General features: G+C 43.8%; 8 protein-coding genes. All 8 read right to left on the minus strand.

Annotated features, from left to right (window positions below):
* Nucleotides 1–104 precede the first annotated feature (104 nt).
* A complete protein-coding gene (locus D6856_RS14415; RefSeq protein ID WP_120687473.1) occupies nucleotides 105–1697 on the minus strand; it encodes a hypothetical protein in 1593 nt (530 codons plus the stop codon).
* A 184-nt stretch (nucleotides 1698–1881) separates the two neighbouring features.
* The gene (locus D6856_RS14420; protein WP_120687474.1) at nucleotides 1882–2478 is read right to left on the minus strand and encodes a TIGR04100 family radical SAM protein; all 597 of its coding nucleotides are present in this window, start codon (nucleotides 2476–2478) and stop codon (nucleotides 1882–1884) included.
* 12 nt (nucleotides 2479–2490) lie between these two features.
* Complete coding sequence (locus tag D6856_RS14425; protein ID WP_120687475.1) at nucleotides 2491–3018, minus strand: TIGR04002 family protein; 528 nt, start codon at nucleotides 3016–3018, stop codon at nucleotides 2491–2493.
* Nucleotides 3019–3090: 72 nt separating this feature from the next.
* Complete coding sequence (locus tag D6856_RS14430; RefSeq protein ID WP_120687476.1) at nucleotides 3091–3987, minus strand: bifunctional hydroxymethylpyrimidine kinase/phosphomethylpyrimidine kinase; 897 nt, start codon at nucleotides 3985–3987, stop codon at nucleotides 3091–3093.
* 187 nt (nucleotides 3988–4174) lie between these two features.
* Nucleotides 4175–4771 (minus strand): hypothetical protein, encoded by a 597-nt coding sequence (locus D6856_RS14435; RefSeq protein WP_120687477.1) that lies wholly within the window; start codon nucleotides 4769–4771, stop codon nucleotides 4175–4177.
* A gap of 94 nt (nucleotides 4772–4865) precedes the next feature.
* Nucleotides 4866–5681: a hypothetical protein gene (locus D6856_RS14440; RefSeq protein ID WP_147367852.1), complete on the minus strand. Its 816-nt coding sequence runs from the start codon at nucleotides 5679–5681 to the stop codon at nucleotides 4866–4868.
* Nucleotides 5682–5741: 60 nt separating this feature from the next.
* A complete protein-coding gene (locus D6856_RS14445) occupies nucleotides 5742–6779 on the minus strand; it encodes a transglutaminase domain-containing protein (protein ID WP_120687479.1) in 1038 nt (345 codons plus the stop codon).
* A gap of 28 nt (nucleotides 6780–6807) precedes the next feature.
* Complete coding sequence (locus D6856_RS14450; RefSeq protein ID WP_120687480.1) at nucleotides 6808–7881, minus strand: transglutaminase domain-containing protein; 1074 nt, start codon at nucleotides 7879–7881, stop codon at nucleotides 6808–6810.
* Nucleotides 7882–8204: the final 323 nt, after the last annotated feature.

An 8204-nucleotide genomic window follows, 5' to 3' on the forward strand; every position in this document is an offset into this window, starting at 1 on the left:
CTATAACATAATATCACATTTTTAAAAAAAAGCAAACTAAATTAAAAGGCCCCCGAAACGGGGGCCCTTCGAGATCAATCGCTGAAGCGGCGCTGCCAATGCCCTTAACGATTAATCTTTTCTAATATCTTTATTTCTTCCTTTACAAAAGCAGCCCATTCTTTTTGAAGTTTATCAATCTGAGTTGACTTTTGCTTACCCAACATAGAAAACTGAATGGAATTAAATACCAGCCTCTTTATCGCACCCAATCCGATCATCTGTGAATAATATATCTCCCAGAAATCATATGCCAATCCGTTATAGTTAAATATCTGCGGATCATCATTGCATATGACACAATTAAGTCCTCTCTTCATATACTCAGCAACAGGATGAATTCGCAGATCCTGTGTGTATCTCAGTAACTGATTACTGATTGGACATACCTCCAGAGTAACATTTCTGTGACGGACTTCCTCCAATACATCCGGGAAATGATACAAGTTGATACCATGTCCGATTCTCACAGAGCCCAGTGTCACAGCGGAAAAAACATTTCTGTTATCAGCCCAACAGCTCTCACCGTCGTGAAATAAGAAAGGAACATCGACCATTTTATCATTATCAAAGAAAGCCTCTGCCACATCATTCGTGTTCCATCCACGATCCTCTTCACTCACAAGATCATATCCTACAATAATACTTTCTTTTCCGTCTTTTATCTCATCTTTATCACGATACTTTATTACCCACGCTATGTCTTTCTTGTAATCATCAATTGTAGATTTTATATCTTCCTTTTTCTTTCTGCTGGAGGTAACAACTAAGCGCAAAGTGAAAAACTTTCCTAGCGAATCTGCATAATTCTGAGCAGCCTTATAGCAGTCATTTATCAGCTTGACCGATTCAAATTTGGCTTCATCAGTATCATCCGGAGTATAAGGATTTCCCAATACTTCATCGTCATTCGAATCCTTTAATATACTTGGGCCAAACCTAAGTTCAACATGCCCGGTATTATCATCTATCATTCTCTTAAATGCTTCAGTATAGTATTTTTGGTATATTTCTCTGACAGCCAATACATGGTAAACTCTTTGGAATATATCATCAAACTCATCCCAGATATATTTTATATCGTTGATTCGATCGTCCGACATTGTAAGATGTGAAAGCAGATCAGCCTTTTGATCGGGCGAAAGATTTTTCATTCTCCAAAAATCATTCGACGGAATATCTTTTTCCAGATACAAGATTGTGTATTGTCCGAATTTATATTTTCCGTCAGTCCCCATATATACAACAACCTTTGCTTTATCTTTTTTATCAAACTCTATGAGCATATCAATAAAATCATCGGCGCTTATCGTTGAAGAAGTATGAATATGAAGATTTCCGCCCTTGGGCATGCGCTTGAAAGTTCCCAAAAGCGGATCGGCATCTATTTTTTTTCTCACCTCATAAAACGCCCTGATAGGAGGAAAAACTCTCGGCTGAGGTTTTTCATCTCTAACGGCATATACATACTTATCTCCTATAAGTTTTTCTCTGAATCTATTCATTAATGATTCAAGATCTTTCTCCTCCGTGGATAGAGTAGTATAATAACCATACTCATCCTTAGCATCTGATGCCACTAGTTCGTCATACCGTTTACAATAATCCTCATACGACGTTCCGGCATAGCCTGTTGCTACATTCTTCCCATCTTTCATAAAATACCTCCTTTAGATTTACACTACCTTCCCTCTTTTATTATTGTATAGCTGTTACACTATTTAAGACGCTAAAAAAGCGATAATTCCTAAATGAATTATCGCTAAATATTTTTACTTAATTTTGTATATCATTACTCAACGAAAAAACGGATTGCCACCGTCCCCATGGTCCGCTCACAGATCAGCTGTAATGCCTGATTCTAAGCTCTATTCCGGTTTCCTTAGATATCTTCTTGCACTTCTCAATATCTTCTTCGGGAAGGACATCGACGATAGACCACTTAACATCGCCTATCTTCGCCTTGCACTTCGTTGCGAAATCGACCATCTTAACGAAACCGTTATCGTAGCGAGGTCTCGTGACCTCTTGGTACTTTGCGGCATCCGGGGCGTTAAGGCTGACAGATACGCTGTCGATAACCTCCGCAAGCTCCGGCACTATGTCTCGGCCGTTCTCTTCGTTTCCGAGGCCGTTTGTGTTAAGGCGCGTCTTAAGGCCTTTTTCTTCCTTGGCGATCTTTGCCGCAGCAAGTAGTGTCTCCAGCTCGCAGGTGGGCTCTCCGTAGCCGCAGAACACAAGCTCGTCAAAGCCCGTAAAATCATAGTCTCGAACCGCCTGCAGAATTTCCTCCTTCGACGGATTCTTCTCATGCCAAAGCGTATCCGCGCTGCCAACGCCGTCCTTAAGCGAACGTATGCAGAACGTGCAGCTGCAATTGCACTTATTTGTGATGTTGGCGTAAACCGAATTTTTGTATGTATAAAGAATGTCTGCCATCTTGAAATCTCCTTAAGTCGTATATTTTAAAACCGTTCTCTTAACCGAGGCGCCGTCAAGCGCAGCTGCCGCAATGTAGAAAAAGAGCGCGCTTCCGCCGGACTGCACAAGGCTACCCGAAAACGCCGATATGATCGCGGTCTTACTTCCAAACAAAATCATCTCAGCAATGTAATATCCAAACGCCGAGATAAAAAACGAAACGATCGGCGCGATCATGTTACGCCTTGATATCATCGACTTACTGCGGCTTGAAAACGGCAGCACGATCAACATCTTAATGATCATAGTCGGAAGCATCCACATCGGCGCCGTCAGAAGATCGGCTATACCGCCGCCCAGCGCTCCCACCACAAACGCATAAGGTGTGGGTAAAAGAGCTGCCGCAAGATATATCACGGAATCGCCGAAATGCACGTACCCTCCGTTCATCCCTACAGGAACATGAAAAATGTATGCCGTAAATATAACGGTCATCGCCGTCATAAGACCCGTAAGCGCCATAAGTCTTGTCTTTGTCTGTCTCTTTTTCTCTGTCATAATCTATCTCCTCCTAAAAAATATATTCCGCTCCCGAACCGGGCCAGCGCCCCCGAAGTCGCTTCCGCCGGTTCATACGCGTCGCAGTACCTTCTCGAAGTCCACTCCGTAGTTCCTATCGTCGGATGTCGTTACAGCTATTGCCTCGCTTATAAACAAAGAAGCCGCCTTGACTGCGTCTACAATCTCCAATCCGTTTAGTATATTCCCAAGAAGCAACGCTGCGAACAGATCGCCTGTGCCCGAATAGCTTCTGCCGTTTGTCTTACCACATACGTATTCATATTTATCACCGTAAACCACAAGGTTATAAAGCTCATCGCCCTCGCCGGGGATTCCCGTAACAACAACGGTCTGCTCCGCATGCGCCCTGGCCTTCCTCGCGATCTCCACAATCCGGTCGCGATCCACGTCGGATCCGGCGCCTTTCAAAGCAATCTCTGCGATCTCATCGGAAGCAACATCCGAAGCAGAAGTATCCGACGCGCCCTCAGCCATTTTCCCCGCCGGGGCTTTACCATCCGTCGCCGCAAGCAGACACGCCTCCGTAAGATTCGGTGTTATTATGTCTGCCGTCGCCGCGAGCTCTTTTATCTTGGCAAGCATCGCGTCGGAATAATTGGAATAACACTTCCCGCCGTCACCCATCACGGGATCGACCAGAAGCACCGCGCCATCGCGGTTAAATGTATTTGCGAAGTCAAGTACGCTCCCCGCCATTTCTTCACTAGGCATGTAGCCCGTGAGCACGCCGTCGAAGGAAACTCCCATCTTGCTCCACTCTTCTTTGCTGTGCTGCACCATATCTCCCGTATCGTGCATATAATATGATGAAAAGCCCGTCTGCGCGGTAAGTACCGCAGTCGGAACCGGACAGACCTCAATTCCCATCGAAGATAAAACCGATATATCTGCCAAAAGTGAGCATTTACCAAAGCCCGACAGATCATTAACCGCTGCAACCCTCATGTTTACAGCTCCTTTCAACAATTATTTAAAAGTCACTTTACTCCAATGCTGGATATATAAAAATAGTCAATTCGATGTTTTTTCTTATAACCAGATTCTCCCTGCCGGCAAACGCGATCAGCAACCTACAAAAACCGCGCAACAAAAAAAGACGGAGAAAACTCTCCGCCTTTCTTAATCTTATATCTTAGTCTGTGCACTTACTAAGTGAAGAACCACCTCTGTAAGCATCAGGGAACTGACTATCATCCCATGTCTCATAATACTCGATCATGCTGCTGTCAGTCTCTGCTGTCTGAAGTGTATACTGTACACCGGTTGAAGATGTAGCCTGGATCTTATATCCGTTTGCAGTCTTCTCTGCAGAATCGATCTTGTCTGAATGATCGACTACGAACTCACCATTCTTCTTGTGACCGTAATCAATGCTTGAATCCTTAAACTGTACATACCACTCAGGCTGCATATCATCGCCTTCCATATATCCGATGGAAGCAGTTGACCATGTTCCGTCGATTGAAACAGAAGCGCCTGACTTAGCATCTGTAGCATCGCTCTTTGTTGAAGAAGCTGCATCCGCAGAATCCTCAGAAGTTGCAACTGTTGAAGCCTCGGTAGTTTCCTCCTTTGTGGCCTCCTCAGTCTTTTCTCCTACAACATCATCTACTGTAAGTGTGCTGCTCTCAATTGCAGTCTCATCAGCGGGCATCTCAACAGCCTCGCTAGTACATGCTGTAAGCATCATAGCTGCTGCAGCTATAGGTAAGATCATCTTAATTTTCATAATATTTTCCTTCCTTTTATTCGATATTTGTAAAATGCGTGTAACATTTGAATAACATATTATCACAAATCAGAAAAAAATGCAAAAACGCTCATCAGTTACTGAGCATTGAGATCATCTCACTCTTGGAAACCGTGCCCGAAAGCTCTTTTGCCCTGCTGTTGTCATAAGCTGCACTAAACTTAGCATTGTAGGTAGCTTCGTCAACCGGCTGTCCGCCGATATCATATGATTTTGTGGGATTCTCACTTGAATAATCCTCAGACCATTCACCGTCAAAGACTGTGGTCCAATTACCGTTCTCAAGCTTATATACGGTATCGTTATATGCGCCCATAATTCCCTCTGAATTGCATAAGAGGCCGCCCTTTTCAATATAGTTAAAATACAATCTACGTGTATAGATCTCATTGGGCTGTCCGTTATTGCATGCAACTATAAAGCTTCCGTCAGCCTCACAAGCTCCCTGAATAGCAAGCTCGGGAATATCGTCATTGTCCACATAGATAAGAGCATAATTGAACTGATCGCTTCCATCAGGTCTCATACTATTGATGTAAGACAAATATGCACTTTTCCAATCGGCACCGACAGACGCATTTGCTGGCTGAGCGTTTGTATTCTGATTCTGCACAGCACCTGCAGATGCGTTAACATTTCCTGAAGGCTGCACTACAGGCGCACTTGAATCATCCTCTTCCAAAGTGTCGCTCTCTTCAACTTCAGTCTCTTCGGTCTGTGTCTCCTCAGTCTCAGTCTCTTCGGTCTCATTCTCCTCAGACATATCCATCTCTGTCTCTGCAGTCTCCTGCACGTCAGACTCGTCACTTAATTCCATGCCGCCACAGCCTGTCATCATGAGCGTCGCAGCAACCATAACTCCAACTCCGTTCAACATAAATTTCTTCATTTTTCTTTCCTCTCTTTCCATTGTACCGCCCCTCAGGGCTTTTACCTTTTCCTAATAACATCAAGAAGAGTAATGGTACTCTCTTCTCTCGTCGCCGACCTTGTAATACAAAGTCTTCGTCTTGGTATCCAGCTCTTCAAAATCCCCTCCGCGAAGAGATGCATACCGGTCATCCGTCGCCGAAAAATCAACATCCGGATTTCTATGATCATAGCAAAATGTCTCGGGCTCCATTGTATCCCCGAAATCATGCTCTCGATCCTGTGCAGTCATCATAAAATATGTCAGCTCATGCTCTTCCGTATCCGGAAGCCCCCAAGTGGGGTCAATAAAATATCCGACGTCATCAAGCGTGACGTATGTCCAGGCGTGCTTACTGTTCTCTTCGCCACCAAGGTATTTCACGGCGTCGACTCCGCACTGGAGAAGCAGATAATTATATACATTGCTGATCTCATTGCAGATTCCTTTTTTATCTTTAAAAGTCCTGTAAGTACCGTACGTTCCTCTCGGAAGATTATTTATCTTGGCAACAGTGTTGTTGTCACACTCCCGGTGATCGTATACATAGTTGTTCACCATGTATTCATACAACGCGATACACTTTTCAAAATCGGTATAATCCGTCCGCACATTCTCTTTTAAAATGTCCTCGATAGTCTGCTCGAACTCTTTTTCCTTGGCAAGAAACTCATCCTTGGGAACGGTGTACTTAATACGTCCCACTCCCTTCGAATAACCGTCTAAGTAATCCATATCCACGCAGTACCGTGCCACCGGAAAAAACTCATCAAGTGGGCCTCCGCTGAAACACCAGGCGTAAACTTCCTCACTTGGACAGTCAAAAGAATCTTCACCTTTTCGAAGCGCATCGCAAAGATTAAAAAATGCGCCCCATTCCTCGGGTCCGTATGCATCATATAACTTCTTCGGACAAACATGCGGATTAAAAGAATAGTACTTACCCGTTTCATTCGGTCCTTCAAGAACCTGTTCCCCTTCACTTACCCCAACCTCTATCGGTAAGGCGGGTACCGCGGCACATGCCGTGACCGTCAGACCGCACAAGACCGATGCGATAAGTGCTCTAAATCTCATTATGGGTTCTCCTTCTTTTTACAGCGTATCAACCGTAATAAAACTTTTTCTTCTCTCCCATCACCTTGTAATACAAGATCTTTTTCTTCTTGTCAAAAGAAATAAATTCGCCACTATGGAGCGCGGCAAACCGATTATCCTTCGCGGTAAAATCAACGTCTTTTTTCTGAAAATCATAATAATAAATTTCAGGCTCCATGACGTCAAAGTCAGGATCACGTTCATCCGATGTTATCATAAAATACTGAAGATCCGAATCCGTCTGATCCGGAAGTCCCCAAGTCGGATCTATAAAATATCCGACGCCGTCAAGCGTGACATAAGACCACGCATGCCCTACGGGCTCAGTATTGACCCAGCCTTCGTACTTAGCCGCCTCGACTCCGCACTGAAGAAGCAGATAATTGTAAACATTGCTAAGCTCATTGCAGACACCTTTTTTGTCAAGGAAAGTCCTATACGTGCCGCAATCCCATGTCGTATAAAAATCACCGGACTCATTGGCCTTAGCCTCATCGTAGTCATACACATAATTATTGATCATGTACTCATACAGCGCGATGCACTTCTCGAAATCCGTGTAATCCTTGTCGACATTGTCATTTACAATCTTCATGACCATCTTCTCGAAAGCCTTTTGTTTCTTCATGAATTCATCTTTGGGTATCAAGTACGTGATATGCCCAACGCCTTCGGTATAGCCGTTCTCGAAATCCATCTCGAGATTGTATCTTCCGACAGGAAATAATTCATCCAGGGGACCTCCGCTGAAACACCACTCGTAGATCTCCCTGCTGGGACACTCAAAGGTATCTTCCCCTTTCCTAAGAGCGTCAACTAGTTTAAAAAATGTCTCCCATTCCTCCGGTCCGTAAGCTTCATAAAGCTTTTTAGAACATACATGAGGATTAAAAGAAAATTCCTTGCTCGAAACCGCAGGCTCATCATTCGACTTGCCCGTAGTCGCTTCAGTAGAAGCATCCCCCGGATTCTCGCTCGATATTTCCAAACCTCCCGGCAGCGTAGGCAGCTCGGGAAGCTTGGAACAAGCAGTTAAAAGTATGCCACATAAAACAGCCGTGACAATCGCTTTAACTCTCATTTTTAAAAATAGATACTCCTTCCTTTCATTTTATAAGCACTCATATGTTAACACGTTTGTATCAGTTTGTCATCTTTTTGTTACTATTTTTTATATTTTTTTAATTTTATTGCCGTGGAATGCCGCTCCCAGCCTCGAAAAATGTTTCTTAAGGAAAATTAAGAATTATCTACAGCAAATCTTAAGTTTTGTCTGATATCATTGAATATGTCGACGGTCTTTCAACGGCCATTCTCATGTCGAAGCATGGCGGATTCGCCAAATTCTATTTATAAGGAGACTTATCTTTATGTCTAATTCAAAAGAAACAACACAGAAACTTA

Source organism: Butyrivibrio sp. XB500-5, assembly GCF_003625505.1.
Classification (GTDB): Bacteria; Bacillota; Clostridia; order Lachnospirales; family Lachnospiraceae; genus Butyrivibrio.

Bases quoted from the DNA above. Each gene is read 5' to 3' on its own strand.
- D6856_RS14415 (WP_120687473.1), bottom strand. From the start codon at position 1,697: ATGAAAGATGGGAAGAATGTAGCAACAGGCTATGCCGGAACGTCGTAT.
- D6856_RS14420 (WP_120687474.1), bottom strand. From the start codon at position 2,478: ATGGCAGACATTCTTTATACATACAAAAATTCGGTTTACGCCAACATC.
- D6856_RS14425 (WP_120687475.1), bottom strand. From the start codon at position 3,018: ATGACAGAGAAAAAGAGACAGACAAAGACAAGACTTATGGCGCTTACG.
- D6856_RS14430 (WP_120687476.1), bottom strand. From the start codon at position 3,987: ATGAGGGTTGCAGCGGTTAATGATCTGTCGGGCTTTGGTAAATGCTCA.
- D6856_RS14435 (WP_120687477.1), bottom strand. From the start codon at position 4,771: ATGAAAATTAAGATGATCTTACCTATAGCTGCAGCAGCTATGATGCTT.
- D6856_RS14440 (WP_147367852.1), bottom strand. From the start codon at position 5,681: ATGAAGAAATTTATGTTGAACGGAGTTGGAGTTATGGTTGCTGCGACG.
- D6856_RS14445 (WP_120687479.1), bottom strand. From the start codon at position 6,779: ATGAGATTTAGAGCACTTATCGCATCGGTCTTGTGCGGTCTGACGGTC.
- D6856_RS14450 (WP_120687480.1), bottom strand. From the start codon at position 7,881: ATGAGAGTTAAAGCGATTGTCACGGCTGTTTTATGTGGCATACTTTTA.